The sequence below is a fragment of the Streptomyces sp. NPDC028289 genome (assembly GCF_055565975.1).
Genome location: NZ_JBVHTI010000003.1, coordinates 128675 through 148362 on the forward strand (window position 1 = coordinate 128675; position 19688 = coordinate 148362).

Below are 19688 nucleotides of genomic sequence, written 5' to 3' on the forward strand. Positions count from 1 at the left end.
CTGAGGCCACACGAACGGGAGGGAGCCGTCATGGCCGGCAAAGACACGGACCTTACATATGCCGAGATGGAGAAGGTCGCTGGCGACCTGATCAAGGACATGCACGAGCTTGAGGACAAGATCAAGAACGTCGAGAAGCGCGTCTCCGCCCTGGTGGAGAACGGCTTCACCACCCAGAAGGCCTCGGGAGCGTACGACGACTCCATGAAGGACTTCACGAAGGGCGCGACGAAGACGATCCAGGGCCTGCACGGGCTGTCCGACTTCCTGAAGAAGGCCAAGGAAGCGTACGAGCAGCTGGACGACTCGCTGGCGAAGCAGGCCAAGGGCTAGTAAAGTCCGAGGTCATCTAACGACCGGTGCGACGGAGCACGTGCTGTGCTCCGTCGCACCCGGCTGTCAGGCCTCGGTGGCTCTGGCCTCGCCCGGCTGCTGTCGACGCGCCAGGTACGTGTGCAGTTCGCTGCGCCGCTCCTCGGTCGTCAGCCTGATCCATGAGCCGTCCTTGAACCGCAGGAGCAACCTGTTGTTCTCGAACTCGGGGAGCGGGTCCGTGAGAACGGCGTCCCCGGCCGGAATCTCGGCGACGACCTGCGTGAGGGCGTCCCGGCGGACGGACACGCGCTTGGGCGGAGCGGCCAGAAGGATGCGGTTCCCGGCAAGCGCGACCAGGCGTTGATGGTGGGAGGAATGGCTGTACCACTGCAGGAGGAAGCGACCGGCCGCCCCGTTCCAGTCGCCGTCGAAGGTCTTGTCCAGGCCGAGTTCGACGACGGACGCGTCCCGCCGCTTCCTGTCGAGCTGCGCGGCGCGGTGGCGCTCCTGCTCTCCGTCGGTCGACAGCATGCGCTTGACGGCCTCCTCGGCCGCGCCGACGAGACCCAGCAATTTCCCGATGTACAGCAGGGGGGTCCCCAGAACGACACCGAGCATGCCGAGCGGCGGCATGGAGGCAGGGCCCAACGGCCCCGATCCTGTTGCCCGGTGGACCTCAGCGGGTGGTTCGGGGATCTTGCCGATCGTGCACCAGGCTGCTGCGTCGGGCGTGACGCCGAGTCGGTCCCGTATGGTGCGGTCGGTGCTCGTGGACAAAACCCGTCCCACCTTCCAAGTCGTTTGCCGATGGCCGACAGAATCAGATACGACCTTGACATGATCAAGGGGTGCTCGCGGACCTGGGCAAGCTCCACAACGAGTTCGATCAGCATGGGAACTCTGCGGACGGCTAAGAGGACGAACTGGGGCACGGTGGCCTGAAAGACGCTTTCGACGAGTTCAGTAACACCTGGAAGAAGACGCGCAAGAAACTGTCGCAGGAACTCAAGAAACCGGCCGGCTCCACCGGAGCTGCAGCCCAGAAGTACGAAGAGATCGACCACGAGTTGGCGAAGGCCATTGCCGAGTGAGCGGACAGTGAAGGCCGAGCAGCGGACGGCGGAGGAGGTGCCGGGCAGGCAGAACGCCCTGGTGCGGCCCAGACGTATGCGCCCGCACAACGTCGATGTCGTACGTCGGGCTCGTCTCTACGCGGACGGAGGGACCCTCGTCGTACGCGACCGTCACTTGCGAGAGCGCCGGTATCCGGTCGGCCCCGGAGGCATTCGGCGAGCAGTGTTCGTCCCGCCGCCGACCGACGCGTGGGAAACCGTCACCAAGCGGCCTGCGGAACGCTGGGGTGCGCTCGTCTTCCAGAACGAGGACGGGCATGACGTCCTGTGCGTCCCGCTCGCCGAATGGCTGCCGGAAGCCGGCGTCGTGGGGATCCTGAACCTGAAACCGGCGAAGTGCCTGGACCGGACCGGGCTGCGAGAACTCGCAGCGGCCCTCGGCATTCCGGTGGAGGAGAAGCCGCGTTCGAAGACCGGTGAACGTGAGTTGCCGGAACCGGGCAGCTCGGGACCGGCTCCGGACCGCGCAGTTCATCGCGAACTGCCGCGCTGGCACAGCTGGATCAGAGGACTCGGCTTCTTGGCCTGGCTCGTCGCTCTCGTCATCGCCTTCGCTGGTGATGTCGACTGGTGTCTGCCGATCGCCGCGGGCGCTCTGTTCGGCGTACCGGCAGCCGACTCCGTGGTGCGTGTGGGCGCATGGTGGCGCAGCCGAGGGGACTCCCGCCGATGCTTCGCCGAGGCGGTGGTGATCAGGCCCGATCCGGCGACAGGGGAGGGGGCCACGCCGCGGTTCCGCCGTACGGCGTCCGTACGCGTGCTGCCCGGTGATGTGGTCCTGACCGACACCATCGGGCAGGAGCGCTGGCTCGGACGTGACGGCGCGCACGACGTCGCGCGGCTCGTACGCCTCGTGTCTCCGGGCGAACGGCAGCCGCTGGGCGTCGAGTTCAGGGACCGCCGTGGCACGGCCCGGGCGCTGTTGCCGTGGCGGTACTGGTTCGCAGGTCCGCAGGGCCGGAGTCGCTGGGAGGAAACGGCCTCGGCGCTCTCGGTTGCCGTCGTGGACGAGGAGACGCGAAGCGCCAGGTGGCGCGCGGAGGCGACGAAACCCTGGTGGAGCGGCCATCCCCTCGCCGCGGACGTCCCAATGATGTCGCCGCTGCCTGCCAAGAGGGCTCGGGACGAGACGAGTTGGCACAGCTCGGTGGTCGGCGGCAACGAACTGCTGCTGGTTCCTCTGTTCAGCCTCGTGCTGCTCGCCGGACTCTTCGGTGACACCGTCACAGCGCGCCTGGCCGGTCTGCTCTCCGCGCTGACCATCGTGGCGGAATGGGGTCCGGCCGCGACGAAGTCGCTGTTCAGCCGTTTCCACTACGACAAGCCGGACGAGAATGCATGACACACCGGCCGGACGGACGAGCCCGGAGTCACTGTGACCGCGAACGTGGGCAGCACCCGCACGCCCGCATCCCCTGCCGACTACCGGCTGTTGCTTCCGGACGGCTGGTTCCGGGTACGGATCGACCCGGACGGGCGCGAGCGCGCTTGATCGATGCGTTGGTCGACCGGTAGTTCGAGGGCGTCGACAACGCGCCCCACCTCAAACGGCAACTGCGCTACGAACCCCTGGCGCAGGCCACAGCGGCCTACCGGGACGGCGGAATCGAGTGCTTGCTCTTCAGGACCATTCCGGTCTTGACCTCTTTGGTATGGAACTTGCTCGAGTCCATGGAGAAGTCAATCTCCACCGAGCTGCCGTTGGAGGTGGACCGGGCGGTGGCGTCGTAGTGGCGGGCGCGGCCGAGGACATTGGTGGCCGTGGTGAGTTGGGTGGCCTCCAGGCCGTCGGCTAGGCGGTAGCGGGATCCGCCGCGAACGAGGCGCGATGCGTCAAGGCGGAATCCGTGCGAACAGTCCAGGAGTGGGCGATCGGGAGTATTCGCACTTCTCCGTGGTGGTGTAGGTTCGGTCGTATGTCCACTTCTTCCCGTCCGTCGCTCGGATGACCGCATCGGTAAGCAATTCGGCTTGACAAGCTGAAGGTGTCAGGAGCGTCGTGTTCCGCAGCTGGGGCGAACGTAAGCGAGAGGTGTGCGGCTCGTGCCCTTCCTTCACTTCTCTTTCCGGGAGTCACCCAAGGGCGATTCGAAGCTCGTGAGTTCCGCGATGTTATGGAGGATCGCGCGGTATTGGACGCGTCGTTCCACCGCGGTGGTGCTGAGTGTGAGAACTGCCATGCGCCTGCGGTCCGGGTGGGGAAGGTAGGCGTGGATCTGGAGCAGCGGGGTCGAGGGAAGACCGGACTCGGGGGATGGGGTGCGTACCGTCTCGCCCATGGACGCCGGTCCGCTGGGCAGGTCCAGGTACTCGACGTGCGCATGCTCCGCCGTCGCCACCGCCCGTGCCGCGCTCACCGGCCGCGGTGCCCAGGCCACGTCCCGCCATGACACGGTGAAGAGAGAGTGCAGGGTACCGCCGCTGTCCACCGCGACATCGTCGCGGTGGACACCCAGAGCGCAGTGGACGGTGCCCACCTCGCGCAGGGCGCCAAGGAGCTGTTGTGCCGATGCCAGCTGGGCGATGAACTGCTGCCTGGTGACGCCGTCGGGGATGGCCTCGACCAGGGGGGCCAGTGCCTGACGGAGCCGTTCCGCGTCGGCAGAAGCGGGCGGCGCGAGAAGCACGTCGATGGGCAGCTCTGTGAAGCCGCCGGGGGTGGCGAACCAGATTCCGGCGTGCGGGTCGGTGGCCGAGTCGTCGATGACGAACTGGGGCGTTGGGTCCATGTTCTTCGAAAGTTCCGTCGGTATCGGGGGTTCAGGGACGGGCGGGCACGACCCCGGCACGACGACCGCGCTCGATGTCCTCGGCGGTGGCCCCCCAGTCGACGACACCGCGAGTCCCTCCGTCCGCCCCGCTCTGCTGGTGAAGGAAACGGAGGCGGCGTGGCATCGACCCGTCGGACGCGGGCGCGCCGAGCACCCCGATGAAACGGGGGTCGCCGGCGAACCACACCTCGCCGATCTGGGCCTTCAGCTCGGATGCCGCACGGGGAGACATACGTCGGCTCCACCAGCCCACTCCCCAGTGCCGGCCGAACACCATGGGCAGCGACTCCTCCGGCCGAGCCGGGTTCGGGAACTCGAACCAGCCGAACTGCCTGCCGACGACATCGGTTCGCTTGGTGAGGCCAAACCGGATCTCGCGGGACAGCTGCCAGGGGTACACCCGCAGCACCCGGCGCATCCGGAAGACGCTGGCGATCACGAAGAGCTGAAGGAAGGCCCGGTAAAAGCTGTAAATCAGGAACGGTACGACGACGACCACGAACCCGGGCCCCAGGAACACCGCCAATGCGGCCAGCAGGGCGAACCATGACGCGATCCAGGCGACGAGAGCGGCCACGTTCATCGCCAGCTGCTTGCCCCAGGCTTGCCGGGTCGGAGGGTGCTCCCACGCTGTGGGGTGGTCTGCGGGGTTCATATGAGCTCTTTCTCGTTCTTCGAATCAGAACACATGCCGTGCGAGGTCGATCAGCGCGCCGCCGTCCAGGATGCTTCGAACGCCGTCGATTCCGGTGCCGCTGTCCTTGGCACCGTCGTTGTCGAACTCGTCCACGGCGCTGGACACCAGTCCGTAGCCCGCAGTCACCACGCCGAGCGAAGCAGAGGTGATCTCCACGATCTCACCGGCCCGTGCCGAGTCCCGTGCCCCACGCACGACCAGGTTCAACGCCGGATTTCCGAGGCCGGTGATCGCCTTGGCATGAGTCATCGTCTCGCCGCCGAATGTCCTCAGCACCGTTCCGAGGGTGACGGCCTCCTCGCCGGCGCGGAGGGCGTTCACTGCGCCACGGGCGCCCAGACCCACTGCGCCCACACCGGGAATCGCTCCGAGCACGTCGCCGCCGAGACTGACGACATTCCCCCAGAAGTCGGAGTCGAACTCACCCTTGGTGAATCCGTCCTTGAGTGAGGCGAGCACCTCGGAGTCGCTCAGCCGCATGGTGAGGGCGGTCGCACTCAATGCGGCTGCCGTCAGCAGAAGCACCGCCGCGGCCACACCTCCGGTCGCCACGAACAGCGCCACCAGACCGATGACACCCGCGGTGAAACTCAGAATGTCGGGCAGGTTCTCGGTGAACCAGTCGCTGAACTCGTCCAGCCAGCCGGGCTCGTGCGGCGCCAGTTTCTGCGTGGCGTCGCGGATCTTTCCGGCGCGGTACCGAGCCTTCTCCTCGTGCTCCTCGGCGAGCTTCTTCGCCCGTCCGATGATCTCGTCGAGCTCGGACTGCGCTGTCTCCACGGCGGTGTTGGCGTGGGTCAGGCTCTTCTGTGTCTTGTCGTGCTCGCTTCCCTTGCCCTTGAGCCCGGGATCGTTCTTCGCCTTCGCGGCATTCCCCTTCGCCGCGTCCAGGGTGGACCGGGCGCCCTTGGCCTCCTGCTCAAGCTTCTTGGCCCGACGCTGGAACTCTTCGAGCTCGCCCTCCCAGCTGTCGAGCTGGCGAGCGGCCTTGCGGATGGAGTGCGTCGCGTTCTTCAGATTGAGCGGGAGGGGGCCTCCCTCGATCTGCTCGCGGAAGGCAACAGCGGCGTCGCCCTCCCAGTAACTGCCGTCCATGAGCTTGGTGACGAGCCCATGGGACTCTTCGAGGACCTTGGCGCAGTTGCCGAGCTTGAGGTACAGGTCGTGGACTGCGTCGGTGTCACCCGGCGTCGGGTTGAAGCCCAGGTGCGGATAGTCTGGGTTCGGGATGGACGGAGAGGATTTCAGGCCCTGGGGCAGAGTACCGTCGCGGACGGCCGGAGAGTTGGCGTACGGCGGCTTTTCGACGCCCGGCGTGTACGTCACTTCGTCCCCCCTGCGCCGCTGTGCTTGGACTTCCTCAAGGCCTCTTCCAACGCCTTGTCGACCTCTTCGTAACTCTTCTTGCTCTCGCCGATGATCTTGGCGAGGTCCTCGGTCTGCTTACCGATCTCCTCGGTCCCGTACTTCCAGTCGTCCTGGAAGTCCTCGCAGGCCGAGTCCAGGTCGTCGGTGCCCAGACCCGTGACCGTGGCATCGCTCAGGGCTTTGCGCAGGCCCTTCAGTGAACTGCTCGACTTGTTGAGCAGCTTCATGAAATGGGCGAGTTCGCCGCCGTCCACGACCAGGCGGTCAGCCATATGCTTCTTCCCCGCGGCAATCAGGGCTCTTCGCACTCATGGCGGCAGGGAACCCGGAGGAGCAGTGTGCGGCGCCGTCGGCGGCAAGGGCTCGCTCGCCCCCGTCGCATCGCCTGGCAAGGATCCGGTGTCCTTCGCTGTGGCTCGCGTGGGGCAGTGTTCGGCGGCGCTTCAACAGTGGACTCCCCCGAGAGTCAGAAGTTCGTCAAGAGAATCCAACGCTATCTTCAAGAAGTGTGGTTCGCCAGCGTGAACTTCCCCGCAGATCCGGTCATTCCGGAGACCGGCTTCCTGGTGGTGGGTGGTGGTGGGGCGGGCGGCTGGGAGGCTGCCAGCCGCTCCGTCGTTCCTCAGGTAAGCCGAGCCGGCCGTCGTTTCCACGGCCATGAGGCGGCCGCACGTTCGTCTCCCTGGTTTCTCGACGCGCCCCCACTGGCAAGGCGGAGCGGTCCGTGCATATGTGAATGCCGTGAACGGGCCCAGAAACGCCGTGGGGCGAGCGGGCCCTTGACGGGCCGCCCGCCCTACCGCGATCACCCGGCGATCCTCTGCTGCCACCAGTGTGCTCGGCTTGGCTTCGCCGCCAGATGACCTCCACTCGAAGTACAGAATCCGCAGCCCCTTGGAAGCGGTGGACTGGACGGGGTCGATGTGCTTGTTCTCCGGAAGGCCGGCGGCGGAGTCGAAGCTGGGAGGTAGCTGCGGGGTGTCCCGCGCAATCGCCGCGCGGGGCCTTTGAGGTGCTCCGGCATGGGCACGACGGTCGATACTGGTTCGGCGGCGTCGGCAATCATGACTGGTGAACTCATTCGACGCGTGGTGATTTCAACCGTAGCCCGGTCGCCGTGTTCTGCGTTGCCTGTCCGTGGGTGCCTTCGTGCTCATCCTCATCGTCCGGTATGCCCAAGCGCATGCCTCGGGACTCGGCGACGCGCAGCGCATCGGCGAGGCATTCGGCGAGACGGATGCCGACGTAGCGGACCTCGGTGTACGGCGACATCAGGTCGTCGAGCACCTCGCGGGCACTGCCGAGGACGTCGGTGGCGGTGGTGAGCTGGGCGGCCTCCAGGTCGTCGGCGAGGCGGGTGAGATACCCGCCGTTGTGGTCCGTGACCAGGTAACACGGCTTGCCCTCGGGGGTGGGCCAAGGGAGGAGGCGGGGGGAGGCCGGGGTGTGCGCGTTGCCCCGTTTCATCAGGCAGCCACCTCCGGCGCGCCGACCACGTGCTGGTCGAGGTCGATCCCGAAGTCGGCGGCGAGAACGAGGGCGAGGCGGCGGCGCTGCTGTAGGTCGGCCTCGCGCTCGCCCGCGGCGAGGTAGCGGCGGACCAGGGCGGAGTCGGCGCCGTCGAGGAAGGTGTCCAGGCTGTACGGCGACCGGTGGCCGGGAAGGTGCGGAGGCTCGGCGGTGAGGGGGCAGCGTACGAGGGTGAGGTGCAGGTGGGGGAACAGCGGACGATGAGGGCGGCGGCGCCGTTTCCCGGTGCCGGGGGCGAAGAGGAGGCGCAGCCATTGGAGGGCGCGGGGGATAAGGTCGTGCATGTCGACGCTCCTTGTAAGCGTTGGCCATGCCCCGGGAGGTCTAGCCACCTCGCCGGGGTCCTGTCATTTCGACCATACCGTAACTGCGTCCCCCTGCACCCCGCAGATGTATTCCGCGTCCCACTGCGGCGGGACGCGTTCTACTCCTGCGATGTGCGTAGGACTGCGGCACGGTGGAGGCATGACCGAGCTTCCGCGTTATGAGTACGTGAAACTCGCCGACGCCATCGCGGCGGACATCGCCTCTGGAAAGCTGCCGCAGGGGGCGGCGCTGCCCGGCGAGCGTGCCATGACGGATCTGTACGGCGTGAGCATCGGAACGGTGCGCCGCGCCATCGTCGAACTCCGAAAGCGCGGGCTGGTCGCGACGCTGCCCGCGAAGGGGACGTACGTCATCGGGATGCCGGACGCCCACAATGAGGACGGATCGAACGTCTGAAGGGGGCGCGCGTTGCGTTCCGCGGACCCTTCAGGTGTCTTCGAGCCGCGCCGGCTGTTCGGTTCCGGGGTGCGGCACAGTTCCGGAGAGCGTCCCGGGGAGTGGCGACACCCGCTTCACGCGACGGAGCGCGCGGCCATCACCGGCGTCGTGCCTTCGGAGGCGTTCGTTGCTAAAGGTCGCCCGGCCTCGGCACTGCCGCTTCTCCGGAGGGACCCATGAGGATGGAGTGGGTCTCATGAACGTCCTTGGCTGCCTTCGAGGGCACGCTCACCTCCACCATGACGATCCCGCTCCGGAGCCGGGTGATGACCGGGGGCTGGGAACGGCTGGGGAGTTCGCCGAGGAATCGCGTCAGCCGGGCACGCTGGCCCGGGGACAACTCGCTTTCGGAGACGGTGCGGACGGCTCCGGAAAGGAGTTGGCATAGTCGCTCGGCGCTGTCGGGATTTCCGGTGAACAGGCGGATCCAGGATTGGTCCACGAAGCTCAGTCGGACGTCTGCTTCGGCCTCGCTGTATGTCATCCGCCTCGCTCCGGCGAGAGAATCGCGAGGGAATTCCGCGAGCAAGTCGGCCTTGTCCAGTGTGCCCGTTCGGGTGCCGAGGAAGAGCAGGCGCCGGCTGGTGAGGACGAGGTCGGTAGCGTAGCCCTTGGGACGGCGCCCTGGATCTAGTTGCCAGGGCACGGTGCGCGCCAGTGCGCCGGGCGCGGCCCACATGACGGGAAAGTCCTCGACCTCGTTCTCCGGTTCCTCCGGCCTTCCTCGCACGGGTACATCGCCGAACGGTGAGCCAGCGGCCCCGCCGATGTTCGCGATGAGATTGGCGATCAGTGGAATCCCGACGGCGAAGGCGCGACCCGTACGACGCGCGACGCGGTCCCCGGTCGCACGCAGGGCGTAGGTCGGACCCGCGGGCCAGTCCTGCAGCTCCTGCTGGATGTCGTTGCGATCGAGATCTCGGAACCAGCGGGATCCGGCGACTGCGGGTGAGATGCCGGTGGCGAATTTGGCCGCGGTCCTGATCAGCAGATCCTCATCGGCTTCGGGATACCAGTCCATCAGTACGTCATCTCTCCACGGAGGAACACAATTCGGTCAGTCGGGGGAAACGGCAGCATCGGTCGAGGTAGGGAATTCCACCGAGCCGACGATTCCCGCGACGGCGTGCGCGAACTCCTCCCACTGTTCTACGGAAGCCGTGTCCAGGGTAAACACAGCGGTGTACGGACCCGTCGCGAAGGGGACGTGTACCTGCATTTGCCCCATAACGAGTTCCTCGTCCTGGCCGGACTTCGTGTACTCGCCGTCCACGATAAGTTTCTGGAAGGTGACTCCGCAGACCGCAGGCCCGCACGGGAGGTCCAGCCAGGTCACCTCACGCATCGGGTCCCGGAGCAACAGTGACTGGATACCCTGCGCGACGACCTCCTGTTCCGTCTCACCCGACTCGAAGACCGCGATGGTGAGCGAGCAGTGCGCCACGCCTCCGCCGTCCTCCAGCCCGTAGAGTCCGATGCCGAAGAAACCGACTCCGCTCGCGAGCATCTGATCGGCCATGGCGCTGTACAGCGAGCCCATGGTTTCCCACAGGGGCACTTCGCCACGCGGATAGATGTCGCGGACGAGTCGGTGTGCTGCCTGTGCCCGCTCGTCGGCATCGAGTGAAACCTCGATCGCATGCATGCCGTGGGGCAGCCGGAAGGCCATCGGGGGCAGTACAACGCCCTCAACGGTCAGGTCCTGGAGTGTTTCGAGGGTGTCCATGAACGGCACTCAGCCCCCAAAGTCATTTTTTGCGATGGTATGCACCTTGTAGGCATCGAGAGCGCCCTTGATCGAGCCGTCGATGATGCGGCCTGCCTTGCCCATGGGGGCGATTGCTTCGGCGCCCTTGATGAACTTCAAATTCGACACCATGTTGATGCCCTGAGTACCGAGCCACTGTCCCTTGCGAATGTTCTGCAAACCGCTCTCGACCGCCAAGGTCAGTCGGCTGCCGCCTTCACCCAGTTTCACCATGGGCACGGCCTTGATGGGGCCGAAGAGAACGAAGGCCTTCCCGACGCTGGTCACGCCACGGTAGCCCTCGCCGAGTTCGGCGGCTCGTGCGGCCGCATTGGCGCCCTTCGCGAGTTCGGCGCTGCCCGTGAGGCCCTTGACGCCAGGCAGGACACCGAGTGCGTCGAATCCGATCTCGGTCCAACTGACGTCCGCGCCCGCGGCTTTGGCGACCAGATGGGTCAGCAGGGCTGCGCCGCTCGTGATCATCGCTGCGGCGGCGAAGATGGCGCCCAGGGGCTCGAAGGGGGCGGTGATGATGGCGAGGAGTCCCAGTACGCCGCTCGCCAGACTGAGGAGGTCGCCGATCGCCTTGAAGACGTCTGCGTGATCCTTGATCCAGTCCCCGGTGGCATCCCAGGCATTCTCGATACCGGTGCCCAGCTTGTCCCAGAAGCCGGGCTCGTCGGGGGCGATGTCGCCGGCCTTGTCCAGTTCCTTGCTGACCTGACGGGCGGCCGCCCGGTAATCCGCCTCCAGTTCGTGGACCTTCTGGATGACTCCGTCGACCGCGCTGGAGGCCTTCGCGAGATCCGTGCTGCCGTCGCTGCCGGCCTTGGCTTTGGCCTGCGACTCGGCATCGAGTTTGTCTCCGGCGCTCTTCTCCAGGCGGTCCGCGCGGTCCTGGAAGTCCTGGAGGTCGTCGGCCCAGCGGTGCAGGGCACGCGATGCCTTGTCGAAGGACTCGTGGCTCTTGCGGATGAGCGGGGTGACGTCCTGGCCGACGTACTCGCTGAAAGCGATCGCGGTCTTGCCCTTCCAGGCACCGGTCTCGATGCGCTCCAGCTCGCTCAGCGCCGTCCCCAGCTCGCCGGCCAGCTTGCCGAGCTGCTTGGCGAGGTTCCGGGTGTCCTCCACGCTTCCCGGCGTGGGGTCCCAGCCTATGTGGGGGAAGGCAGGCCGTTGCCCAGCCACGTCAATTGCCCTTCCGCTGCGGAGCCTTGAGGGACTCGGCCAGGTCCAGGTCGAGCTTTCCGAAGCTCTCGCCGATCTTGTTGATCATCTTCACGGCGCCCTGGGTGTGCTTGCCGAGCTGCTTGATGCCGTAGCCCCAGTCGTCGGCGAAGTCCTGGACGTCTTCGATGAGTTGCTTCTCGCCGACGGCCGAGGCGTCCGCGCTGCGCAGGGTGCGGCGGGTGGTCTCCATGCGGTCACTGATGGACGAGAAGGTCTTCTTCAGGTCCTGGAAGATCGTGTCTTCGAGGCGCAGGTCACTCATGTCGGATTCCGGTCTCCTGGAGCGGCTCGGAACCGGAGCTCGGCGGGCCGCTCGCGTCTCATCAGCGGTTGACCGCCTGGATTTCCTTCACGGTCACGTTCTGCTCGTACGTGGACAGGCCGTCGGGCAGGCCCGGCTGCCGTACGGGCCCGTCCGGGTCGGCCGAGTCCGTCCACGTCACCTTCCAGGTGATCGACGCCTTGAAGGGGTAGGTGCCGGTACCCGACGAGCGGAGGTAGGTGATGTTGCAGGCCGCGTCCTTGCTGTCGACCGTGTAGCCGTTGTCGCCCTTCACCAGGTCGTACGTGCAGGTCTGCGGATCGGCGTCCGACGTGCCCGCGTCGACCCTGAGGGCAACGGGGGTCGCGACGGTCGTCGCGGCCATCTCGACGCCCTTGTAGTTGATGCTTGCAGTCGTCCAGACCCGGTCGAAGTTCCCCTCGAACTTCACCCGCGTACCGAGGTTCACCTTGAGCCGGTCCGGGCTCGGGTTCAGCACCACGGGCGGCTTCGGCAACTTCGTAGAGTTGTAGGCGAGTTCGGAGAGGATCTCCGGAGTCAGCTGGTTGGGGTCCGCCTTCGGCTGGGCGGGCGGAACCCAGATCTCCCAGTTGCCAGGGGTCACGGGACAGGCGTCGGTGTAGTTGTCGTTACGGAACTGCACCTGCCACCACAGGCCCTTGTCGCCCTTGTGGTAGTCCTCGTCGGCGCGCTTCTTCGCATAGCTCGCGGCCGGTTCCTGAGCGCCCTTGTACGAGGACTTGATGAAGTCCGCGTACTCGTCCGGCGTGTACATCGGCTCGTACCAGCAGACGGGGGGCTTCCAGTTGGCGTTCGAGGAGGTCGTGGTCGCGGTGGAGGTGGACGAGCCAGTCGTCTTCTGGTTGATGCGGATGTGGGCGCCGATGGTGCCGGCGCCCGAGTCGGCGCCGGAATCCGAACCGGAACCGGTGCCGGAGCCGGCGGGCGGTTGATCAGTCCGAGTACCGCCCCCCTTGCCATCGACCTGGCCGTCCCCCGCGTAGGCGGGAGACAGGGTCCCGAGGGCCACAACGAGAGTCGCCGCAACGAGCGTCCCGAGAAGCGGACAAGCGGCTGTTGACCTCAGCCCTGTACGCACGCGGAGTCCGCCTTCTTCCAGTTCTGCTCGGTCACTTGCCAGTCACCGTGTGAGTCCTTCGCGGCCTGAAGCGTGTAGAAGATGAAGTCATCATTGCTCGGCTTGGTGCGCAGCACTTTGCCGGTTTTGATTTCCTTGCTGTAACCCTTGCTCTGGTCCTCGCAGTAACGGACGGCGGCCGTCTTGCCGCTCGCTACATCCGTGACCTTGAAGTTGAAGAAGCGGTAGTGGCCAGTGACGGTGAGGCCTTGTTTTCTGACCGTCGCAACTCGCTGAGTCCAGTATGAAAGGGCCGATGCGGCGAAGTAGCGGTTCATGTTGGCGGTCTGGCCCTGGCCCTCGGCGAAGGCTTCGAGCCGAGCCTGTGCCGAGTAGGAGACGTCCCGCAGGATGGCGTCCTTCGTGGCGTCCCCGGTCGACTGCCGCTCCACGGTCGTGTGGATATCCGATGGATAGGCGAACGTCGGTGCGTTCTTGTCGGCCGAGGCAGAGGCGGAGGGTGACGGAGAACTCGACCCTCCCGCACCGGCCCCCGCGATCTTGTCATTGCCCTTGGAGCTGTCGTCCCCGCCTCCGCACGCCGTCAGCAGCAGGGCTGCGGTCGCGGCGAGCGCGGCGGCAACGGGCAAGGTGCGGCGCTTCACTGTGGACTCCCCCGTGAGAATGAAGTTCGGCAAGAGTGCAAACGGTATCTGCGGGATCCCGGGTTTCGCCACCGCGAACTTCGCTGTAAATGTCATGATTGAGGACATTCGGGGTGGCCCTGCAGGGCGAGGTGGCCTCTGGAGATGGCGTGACATGGCCCCACCCCAGGCCGGCCGCATGGGCATTGTGAAGGTTGCGCGGGCATGGCGTGGACGCCTGTATGGCCCGGCCGGGCGCCGCCCCCTCCTTTGAGCTCCCTTTACGGTCCGTTGGTTGTAGCCCCCAAAACCCTCGACACACAGTGACCCTGGCCCTCTGCGTCTCGTGGGGCGGCCGGTAGGCAGGTGTTCACGGGGGTAGTTGTGGCGGATCACGTCAAGGTGTCCACGAGTGAGTTGCGGGAGATCAGCAGATCTGTCGCGAAGTTGAAGTCCAACTTTGAACATGCGAAGGATCTCGTCGACTCGTACGGCTCCGAGATCGGGTCCGGCGAGGTGGCCGATGCCCTCGGCGACTTCGCGGACGACTGGAAGAAGAAGCGCAAAGAGCTCTGCGACGGGCTGGAGTTCCTCGGCAAGACCGCGGGCGAGGCGGCGAAGGCCTACGACGGGATCGATCAGCATCTTGCCGACGCGCTGGTCAAGGCTCAGCCGGGGGACAAGTGAGCGATCACGACTTCGCCGGCGTCGACTGGCAGACGGCCCGGTACGACGACAGGGAGTTCACGCCGGGAGATCCGTACGAGGTGGCCCGGCTCGGGAAGCGGATCTCCGACACCGCCAGGCTGATCGAGGAACAGGCCGGCAAGCTGAACAACCTCGTCGACGGGAACGGGTGGGACTCCGATGCGGGGAGGGAGTTCACCAAGAAGACCGGCGACACCGTCAAGCTGCTGAGCCAGTCGCATCAGCGGTATGCGGCGGCGGGGGCGGCGCTCGGGTCCTCCGTGCCGTACGAGCCCATCGCCGACACCGTGCGGGAGAACTGGGCCACTGCCCTCAACCATGCGCAGAATCGCGTGCGTTCCGCTCTGAAGAAGGCCGCGGCTGCCGATGCCGACAGCAGTAACTACCAGAAGCAGATCGATCAGCATCCGTCCGGTGACGACAACCACCCGGACAAGCAGAAGCTGAAGCGGCAGAAGGAGGCCTCGGACGGGGATCTCGACGCCGCGAAGCGGGAGCTCCGGGCCGCGCTCGAGTACCGGGACACGCAGGCCGGGTACGCCGCCAAGGCGATACGGGACGCGATCGACCACGACGGGCTGAAGGATCCCAAGCACCACTGGTGGGACAACTGGAAGGACTGGGTTGCCACGATCGGCCACTGGGCAGGGGTGGTCGCCGGTGTGCTGTGCCTGCTGTCCCTTGTCTTCGGCTGGATTCCCATCATCGGTCCTTTGATCATCGCGGTGGCCCTGGTCGCATCCGTAGTCGCCCTTGTCTGCGACACGGTCTCCGCCCTGGACGGCAAGGGCACCTGGTTGGACGTCGCCATCGACGTGGTCGGCGTGCTGTCGTTCGGGGCCGGGCGGATCCTGGGGACGACGGCCAAGGAGGCGGCCCTCGCGGCTCGTGGCTCGTCGGCGGCGAAGGACGTTCTGGCCGCGCGTGAGCTGGGCGCGAGCAAGGAGTTCGCGGCCGAGATCGCCGAGACGCTCTCGGGGGTCAAACCCGGCAAGATCGGTGAGGCGCTGGCGAAGGGACCGACGAGTCTGCTGCCCAGGATGCGGTCGGTCGTCAGGGAATCCTTCGACATCAAGTCCTACTTCACCGCCATCGGCAAGAACGAGGACCTGGCCAAAGGCATCGTCCGCGAGGGCAAGCTGCCCAAACTGCGGATGCTCTCCGACTCCGAGTTCAAGGGTATGGCCCGTTCCGCCAACCGCCTCTACTGGGCGAGCCAGGTCGGGCCGACGGTCGCCGGCGTCCTGAATCTCTCGCCCACGACGGGCTTGGAGCGGTACGCCGAGGCCGACTTGTTCAGCAGCATCAAGAAGGGCGTACCCGGTCTCGGCGCCAACGGAATCCCCTTCTACAACGGACATCTGACCGTCCAGGGCTGACGTCCGGGGCCGACGAGAGAACGAGGGCACAGCACGTGGCACGACAGGGTGACGACGACAGCGTCGACGAGCGGTTCGCCCGGCTTCCGCCGACCGCGCAGACGGCGCTCGAGGAGAATGGGCTCGGTCTGCCCCAGCTGCGCCGGATGGCGCAGGAGGAGGGCGGCGAGCGGCGGGTGCGGCTCATCCTCTCCGAGTTCTCGCCGTCCCCTCCCGATCCGGTCGGGTGGTGGGAGTACGGCGGTGACATCGACGGACTGCGTCGCGGGCCCGTGTGGCCCTGGCTGCGGCTGCTCCTGGTGGCTGTCGCGAGCGTCGCCCTCTGCCTGCTCACCACGTACTGGATCAACCGCCAGGCGCTGTTCGTCGGCGTGGCCCTCGCCGTCCCCGTGGCCTGGGCCGCGTTCAGGACCCGATGGTCGCGTGGCGGGTTCGTGGCCCTTGGCCTGGTCGGGGCCGCGTACGTCGTCCTGGTCTGGACGGGCTCCTATGCCGCCGACGAGTGGTATCTGCAACTTCGCGGCCAAGAGGTCAAGGTCACTTATGAGAAGCCCGAGAACGTGGGCTCTCACGGGGTCGCGACTCTGGCCTGCCGGGTCAAACTTCCCGATGGATCTGTCCGTCAGGTGTTCGAGAACGACAAGGTCTGCACGGACGAGGTCATGGTCGGTACCAAATGGACCGCGGTGATCGACCCGTCGGACCATTACCGGCCGTTCCTGGGGCACAAGTCCGACATCGGCGGCACCGTGCCCGGCTACCTCTGCCTGGGCGCCGCCGCTGTCCTCGTCCTCGCCCCGCTGACCGCCGCCGTCATGAGCCGCACGAACGAGGTGCGGAGCAGGCGAGGCGGCGAGGCAAAGAGGACGGCGAGCATATGACCGACGCCCAGTCGGCCTCGGTCACCGCCACCCCCGTCCCACCCCCCTCCGACTACCGCCTGGCCGTCCCCGACGGCTGGGAGCGGATCGTGCTGGACAGTCCGGAGCGGTGGACCCACCGCATCGACAAGCTGGTCAAGCGGGGGCTGCGGCGGACACAGGCCACCCCGCAGCTGGAGGCCGCGCTGGCGGAGCGGATGCGGGCGCAGGCCGAGGCGGCGCAGGCCAACGGCGGTGTGGAGATGTACGTCGTCAACCAGGTCCTCGGCCAGGTCCCCGTCTCCGCCGGTCTGGTCGTGACGGTGCTGCGGCCGTCGCCCGGCACCGAACCCGGCGACCTCGGCGATATCGCCCGCTCCCTCGCCCTCCGCACCGACGCCGGTGACGGCGGCGCCGACGGCGTCACCCTCGTCAACCTTCCCGCCGGCCCCGCCGTACGCCACCGCTACCTCCGCCGGCCCGCCGCCGACGACCCCGACGGCAACAAGCTTGCCGTCGCCCACCTGGACGTCTACCTCGCCGTCCCGCAGAGCGGCCAGCGATTGCTGCTCTCCTTCTCGACGCCGACGGCTCCGCCCCTGGAGCCGCTGGCGGACGCCTTGGTCGGCCTCTTCGACGCCGTCGCCCGCACTCTGCAATGGATGGCCTGATGCCCGAGTTCGCCGCGTCCACGGTGCGTATGAAGGTGCCCGGGGACGCCGTGTCCCTGCCGGTGCGCGTGGCGCAGGTCGACCTGCACGCGTGGGCCACGGAGGCGGCCGCGCGCCGCGTCGGCCCCGACACCCCCGACCCGAAACTCCTCGACGCCCTCGCCGCCGAACTCCGCGAGGCCGCCGCCGACTCCCGCGCGCGCGGACCGGTCACCGCGCTGTCGTACGTCCCCGAGCCGCGCCTCGGTGAGCTCGCCCGGATCGAGTTGTCCGCGCTGGTCGCCGACGACACGTACCCGACCCTGACCGTCGACCTCCTCCGGCGCTATCTCGCCGCCCCCACCGCCGACTCCTACCGGCCGCCCGAGGCCGAGCTCCGTACCCTGCCCGCCGGGCCCGCGGTGCGCGTCCGGCACGCGTATGTCCGGGACGTGGGCCGGGACGGGTTGGGGACGATCATGGAGACGTGCGCGTACGGCATCCGGGCCGACGAGGGGTGGGGGCTGGTGCTGCTGACGTCCTGGCAGGCGCCGGCCCACACGGACGCCCTGTGCGAGCTGACCGACGAACTGGCGCGGACCGTACGGGTCACGGCCTAGCCGGAACGGTCAGGCCGCGGTGAGACAGCTGACCAGGGGCTCGCCCTCCAGGGACGTCAGGCGGCACCAGGAGCCGTCCGTGAAGGTGATCCTGAAGTCCCGTCCGCCGACGCTGAACGGCCGCCGCTCGACCGTGGCGACCGTGCTCAGGTCCGTCTCCCAGAGGACTTCCTCCCAGGGGTCCCTGGGGTCCTGGAGCCCGCCGAGGACCAGCAGGCGGCGGTCGGTCAGGACGAGGTGCGTGATGTCGGTGTCGGGGCGACGGGCCGGGTCGAGTTCCCAGGGGAGGGTGCGGGCGATCGTGCCGGGGGCGGCCCACAGCACCGGGAAGTCCGTCTCCTCGTTCTCCGGGTCCTCGCTCCTGCCCAGCGAGCCGGATCCGCCGGGGCCGCTGCCGGAGGGCACGTTGCCGTCGAAGATCACGGCCACGGCGAGCACACCCAGGAGGAACGCGACGCCCAGGACGGCCCGCACCACGAAGCCGATCGTCGATCTGAGGCGGTATGCCGGTCCCGTCGGCCAGCCCGGCAACTCGCCCTGTATGTCGCGGCGTTCGGGGTCGCGGAACCAGCGCCTGCCCTTGACCCGGTCCGCCGCTCCGGTCGCGAAGGACACCGGGGCGCGCGCCACCAGCTTCTCGCCCTGCGGGGGTTGCCAGGAGCGGCGCTGCGGCACGGTCACGGTCTGCCATCCTCACGGGTCGTTCACGGCGGCGGGACCCGTCGTCCGGCCGGGTGATCCGTGATCCCGAGATCCTAGTCAGGCCGCCGTCCGGAACCGGCCGCCGTCGTGAGCACTTCGTGCAGGCCTCATGGGCGCACGGTGACGGTGCCGGGGACGGACCGGCCGCGAGCGGGGTGAGGAGGATTCACCGGCGCACACTTCGGCATCCCTTGATGTGTCCCGAGTCTCAACCGCCGCACAGTTCACCGCCGTTGCAGATCGCAACGACGATTTCGGTGAGGTCAAGGAGTCCCGGCGCGCCTTGAGGGGCTTATGTGCGGCTGATACGGTGCGATCGCTTGACACTCACCCCGCGGCCGAGTATTTGGCCGGTTCGGGGTGATTGGTGTGGAGTGTCCGCTCTTGCTGTGCCGGTGGGCAGGGTGACGAGCGTTGACAGGTTTTCAGAGTTCTTGACAGACACTGTCTTGGCTGTAACGGGGAGCGGTTGCGTGAAGATCCAAGAGCGTACGGGGGCGGGCGCCGGTCGTTCCGCCGGGCCGGCTCAGCCTTCGGTCGGTGACCGGCTTCCCACCGCGCCTCGTGAGCGCAAGCCCGCTCTGGCCGCGCTCGCGGTGCTGCTGATCCTGCTCGGTGCGCTGGGCGCCACGACGCTCGTGCTGCAGGCCGGTGACCGGATCGAGGTCATCAAGGTGACCTCCGACATCCAGCCCGGCGAGTCCGTGACCAACGGCGACGTGACGTCCGTGATGGTCGCGGCCGACGACAGCATCAACTACGTCAGGTGGTCCCAGCTCAGCGCCCTGGAGACCCTGAAGGCCAAGACGACCATCTACAAGGACACGGTCGTCATGGGGCAGATGTTCGGCACGGGGAGCACCCTCTCCGCCGGCAAGGCCGTGGTCGGCCTCTCCCTCAAGGAGGGCCAGTACCCCGCCAAGCTCAAGACCGGTGACGTCGTCGCCGCCTACCGTGTCAGCAGCAACGGCTCCTCCTCCGGGGACAGTTCCTCCTCCTCGTCGTCCGGCAGCAGCAGCTCCCCGATCGTCAGCCAGGCCAAGGTCAGCTACGTGCCGGACAAGCAGAGCGGCGACAGCTCCCTCGTCAGCAGCACCAACCTCGCCGTCACGCTCACCGTCGACAGCGGCGACGCCGCCGCGCTCGCCCAGGCCGCCGCCACCGGTTCGGTCGCCCTCGTCCTCGTACCCGGCAACGGCAACTAGAAG

General features: G+C 67.3%; 23 protein-coding genes. 9 read left to right on the plus strand and 14 right to left on the minus strand.

What is annotated here, in order from left to right:
* The first annotated feature begins 30 nt into the window (after positions 1–30).
* Positions 31–333 (plus strand): WXG100 family type VII secretion target, encoded by a 303-nt coding sequence (locus ACZ4UV_RS14660; protein ID WP_093499785.1) that lies wholly within the window; start codon positions 31–33, stop codon positions 331–333.
* A gap of 66 nt (positions 334–399) precedes the next feature.
* Here the strand turns inward: ACZ4UV_RS14660 and ACZ4UV_RS14665 are convergent, their stop codons facing one another.
* Positions 400–1092 (minus strand): hypothetical protein, encoded by a 693-nt coding sequence (locus ACZ4UV_RS14665; RefSeq protein WP_451017442.1) that lies wholly within the window; start codon positions 1090–1092, stop codon positions 400–402.
* 321 nt (positions 1093–1413) lie between these two features.
* Between ACZ4UV_RS14665 and ACZ4UV_RS14670 the strand changes: the two genes are divergently transcribed.
* Positions 1414–2790 (plus strand): hypothetical protein, encoded by a 1377-nt coding sequence (locus ACZ4UV_RS14670; RefSeq protein ID WP_467838132.1) that lies wholly within the window; start codon positions 1414–1416, stop codon positions 2788–2790.
* Between the two features lie 712 nt (positions 2791–3502).
* Here the strand turns inward: ACZ4UV_RS14670 and ACZ4UV_RS14675 are convergent.
* The 6 genes from ACZ4UV_RS14675 to ACZ4UV_RS14700 form a co-directional block, all read right to left on the minus strand.
* Entirely contained in the window at positions 3503–4177 is a 675-nt protein-coding gene (locus ACZ4UV_RS14675) for a hypothetical protein (RefSeq protein WP_467838135.1), read from the minus strand.
* A gap of 31 nt (positions 4178–4208) precedes the next feature.
* Positions 4209–4874 carry a hypothetical protein gene (locus ACZ4UV_RS14680; protein ID WP_451017445.1) on the minus strand — a complete coding sequence of 222 codons (666 nt, stop codon included), beginning with the start codon at positions 4872–4874 and terminating at the stop codon, positions 4209–4211.
* A 24-nt stretch (positions 4875–4898) separates the two neighbouring features.
* Positions 4899–6242, minus strand: a complete 1344-nt coding sequence (locus tag ACZ4UV_RS14685) for a putative T7SS-secreted protein (protein WP_467838140.1) — start codon at positions 6240–6242, stop codon at positions 4899–4901.
* The gene (locus ACZ4UV_RS14690) at positions 6239–6556 is read right to left on the minus strand and encodes a hypothetical protein (protein WP_451017447.1); all 318 of its coding nucleotides are present in this window, start codon (positions 6554–6556) and stop codon (positions 6239–6241) included. Before ACZ4UV_RS14690 ends, ACZ4UV_RS14685 begins: the two co-directional genes overlap by 4 nt.
* An 805-nt stretch (positions 6557–7361) precedes the next feature.
* Positions 7362–7751: a hypothetical protein gene (locus ACZ4UV_RS14695; protein WP_451017448.1), complete on the minus strand. Its 390-nt coding sequence runs from the start codon at positions 7749–7751 to the stop codon at positions 7362–7364.
* Complete coding sequence (locus ACZ4UV_RS14700; protein ID WP_451017449.1) at positions 7751–8098, minus strand: hypothetical protein; 348 nt, start codon at positions 8096–8098, stop codon at positions 7751–7753. The genes ACZ4UV_RS14695 and ACZ4UV_RS14700 overlap by 1 nt, the downstream gene beginning before the upstream one ends.
* A 181-nt stretch (positions 8099–8279) precedes the next feature.
* On the opposite strand from ACZ4UV_RS14700, the gene ACZ4UV_RS14705 reads away from it, so the two are divergent.
* Complete coding sequence (locus ACZ4UV_RS14705; RefSeq protein ID WP_451017450.1) at positions 8280–8537, plus strand: winged helix-turn-helix domain-containing protein; 258 nt, start codon at positions 8280–8282, stop codon at positions 8535–8537.
* A 172-nt stretch (positions 8538–8709) separates the two neighbouring features.
* On the opposite strand, the gene ACZ4UV_RS14710 is transcribed toward ACZ4UV_RS14705, so the two are convergent.
* The 6 genes from ACZ4UV_RS14710 to ACZ4UV_RS14735 all read right to left on the minus strand — a co-directional run bounded on the left by ACZ4UV_RS14710 (position 8710) and on the right by ACZ4UV_RS14735 (position 13582).
* Positions 8710–9600 (minus strand): hypothetical protein, encoded by an 891-nt coding sequence (locus ACZ4UV_RS14710; RefSeq protein ID WP_451017451.1) that lies wholly within the window; start codon positions 9598–9600, stop codon positions 8710–8712.
* A gap of 36 nt (positions 9601–9636) precedes the next feature.
* Positions 9637–10305: a hypothetical protein gene (locus ACZ4UV_RS14715; RefSeq protein WP_451017452.1), complete on the minus strand. Its 669-nt coding sequence runs from the start codon at positions 10303–10305 to the stop codon at positions 9637–9639.
* Positions 10306–10314: 9 nt separating this feature from the next.
* Entirely contained in the window at positions 10315–11457 is a 1143-nt protein-coding gene (locus ACZ4UV_RS14720; protein WP_451017453.1) for an enoyl-CoA hydratase/isomerase family protein, read from the minus strand.
* Positions 11458–11515: 58 nt separating this feature from the next.
* A complete protein-coding gene (locus tag ACZ4UV_RS14725) occupies positions 11516–11818 on the minus strand; it encodes a hypothetical protein (RefSeq protein WP_451017454.1) in 303 nt (100 codons plus the stop codon).
* 61 nt (positions 11819–11879) lie between these two features.
* On the minus strand, positions 11880–12869 hold the full coding sequence (locus ACZ4UV_RS14730; protein ID WP_451017455.1) for a hypothetical protein: 990 nt from the start codon (positions 12867–12869) through the stop codon (positions 11880–11882).
* Positions 12870–12922: 53 nt separating this feature from the next.
* Entirely contained in the window at positions 12923–13582 is a 660-nt protein-coding gene (locus ACZ4UV_RS14735; RefSeq protein WP_451017456.1) for a hypothetical protein, read from the minus strand.
* A 363-nt stretch (positions 13583–13945) separates the two neighbouring features.
* Between ACZ4UV_RS14735 and ACZ4UV_RS14740 the strand changes: the two genes are divergently transcribed.
* The 5 genes from ACZ4UV_RS14740 to ACZ4UV_RS14760 are packed head-to-tail and all read left to right on the plus strand — an operon-like array spanning position 13946 to position 17778.
* Positions 13946–14248: a hypothetical protein gene (locus ACZ4UV_RS14740; RefSeq protein WP_351487450.1), complete on the plus strand. Its 303-nt coding sequence runs from the start codon at positions 13946–13948 to the stop codon at positions 14246–14248.
* Positions 14245–15648 carry a hypothetical protein gene (locus ACZ4UV_RS14745; protein WP_451017457.1) on the plus strand — a complete coding sequence of 468 codons (1404 nt, stop codon included), beginning with the start codon at positions 14245–14247 and terminating at the stop codon, positions 15646–15648. The genes ACZ4UV_RS14740 and ACZ4UV_RS14745 overlap by 4 nt, the downstream gene beginning before the upstream one ends.
* 35 nt (positions 15649–15683) lie before the next feature.
* Complete coding sequence (locus tag ACZ4UV_RS14750; RefSeq protein ID WP_390043223.1) at positions 15684–16529, plus strand: hypothetical protein; 846 nt, start codon at positions 15684–15686, stop codon at positions 16527–16529.
* Positions 16526–17179 (plus strand): hypothetical protein, encoded by a 654-nt coding sequence (locus tag ACZ4UV_RS14755; protein WP_467838150.1) that lies wholly within the window; start codon positions 16526–16528, stop codon positions 17177–17179. Before ACZ4UV_RS14750 ends, ACZ4UV_RS14755 begins: the two co-directional genes overlap by 4 nt.
* Positions 17179–17778 (plus strand): hypothetical protein, encoded by a 600-nt coding sequence (locus tag ACZ4UV_RS14760; RefSeq protein WP_467838153.1) that lies wholly within the window; start codon positions 17179–17181, stop codon positions 17776–17778. Before ACZ4UV_RS14755 ends, ACZ4UV_RS14760 begins: the two co-directional genes overlap by 1 nt.
* Before the next feature lie 9 nt (positions 17779–17787).
* Here ACZ4UV_RS14760 and ACZ4UV_RS14765 read toward each other — a convergent pair whose 3' ends face one another.
* The gene (locus ACZ4UV_RS14765) at positions 17788–18459 is read right to left on the minus strand and encodes a hypothetical protein (protein WP_467838156.1); all 672 of its coding nucleotides are present in this window, start codon (positions 18457–18459) and stop codon (positions 17788–17790) included.
* A gap of 494 nt (positions 18460–18953) precedes the next feature.
* On the opposite strand from ACZ4UV_RS14765, the gene ACZ4UV_RS14770 reads away from it, so the two are divergent.
* Positions 18954–19685: a hypothetical protein gene (locus ACZ4UV_RS14770; RefSeq protein ID WP_467838159.1), complete on the plus strand. Its 732-nt coding sequence runs from the start codon at positions 18954–18956 to the stop codon at positions 19683–19685.
* Positions 19686–19688: the final 3 nt, after the last annotated feature.